The 1209-nt window shown below is 64.8% G+C and carries 1 pseudogene; it reads left to right on the top strand.

The window, feature by feature from the left end:
• The first annotated feature begins 70 nt into the window (after positions 1 to 70).
• Positions 71 to 1181: pseudogene (locus KCI33_RS17835) on the top strand (IS3 family transposase).
• The last annotated feature ends 28 nt before the right edge of the window (positions 1182 to 1209 follow it).

Here is a 1209-nt window from a genome sequence, read left to right as displayed (position 1 = left end):
GCTCTTGACCTGCTCCCCTGAAATGTCCCCGTTTCAAGGTTAGCCTGTTCTCCAACCGAGGAGACCGACGATGAAGAGAAGCCGTTTCAGCGAAGGGCAGATCATTGGCATCCTGAAGGAGCACCAGGCCGGGCTGGGCGCGAAGGAGTTGTGCCGCAAACACGGCATCAGCGACGCGACCTTCTACAAGTGGCGCTCGCGATATGGCGGCATGGAGGTGTCGGACGCTCGGCGGCTGAAGGCGCTGGAGGCCGAGAACGCGCAGCTCAAGAAGATGCTGGCCGAACAGATGCTCGACGTGGCGACGCTCAAGGAGATGCTGGGAAAAAACTTCTGAGGCCCGGTTCGAGGCGGCGTGCCGTGGACTGGGCCATGAAGGAGAAGAGCTATTCGCAGCGGCGGGCCTGTGCGCTGGCCGGGATCGAGCCGCGTGTGTATCGGCGGCAGCGGACCAGGCCGGAGGACCGGGAGTTGCGCCAGCGACTGCGGGAGCTGTCGGGCGAACGCCGGCGGTTCGGCTATCGGCGTCTGCACATCCTGCTGCGGCGGGAGGGCTGGACGCTGAACTGGAAGAAGGTCATCGGATCTACCGCGAGGAAGGCCTCACTGTGCGCAAGCGTGGGGGCCGCAAGCGGGCCCTGGGGGCCCGGGCGCCGATGGCGATCCCGCAGGGGCCGAACCAACGCTGGAGCTTGGACTTCGTCTCCGACAGCCTGAGCGATGGCCGCCGCTTCCGGGTGCTCTGCGTGATCGACGACTTCAGCCGGGAATGCCTGGCGACCGTCGTCGACACCTCCCTCTCCGGTCACCGCGTCGCCCGAGAACTGGACCGGATCGCCGAGGTCAGGGGACATCCCTGCATGGTGGTCAGCGATAACGGCACCGAGTTGACCTCGAACGCCATCCTGCGATGGCAGGAGGATCGCCAGGTCGAATGGCATTACATCGCGCCGGGCAAACCGATGCAGAACGGGTTCGTGGAAAGCTTCAATGGCCGCCTGAGGGACGAGTGCCTGAACGAGCACCTGTTCTCCAACCTGCGCCATGCCCGCGGCCCGATCGCGGCGTGGCGTGACGACTACAACCATCACCGCCCCCACACGAGCCTCGACGGGCTCACCCCGCGGCAGTATCACCAACGGTCGAAAGAGGACCAAATCCTGAACAGAGCTAACTCATAAGCGCGGACTCTAAGGGGAGCAGGTCACC

This window comes from Actibacterium sp. MT2.3-13A, assembly GCF_018139985.1.
In the GTDB taxonomy this organism is placed as follows: domain Bacteria; phylum Pseudomonadota; class Alphaproteobacteria; order Rhodobacterales; family Rhodobacteraceae; genus JAGSOU01.
The sequence above is the reverse complement of the archived record's forward strand: the minus strand, read 5'-3'. Positions and strand labels throughout refer to the sequence as shown.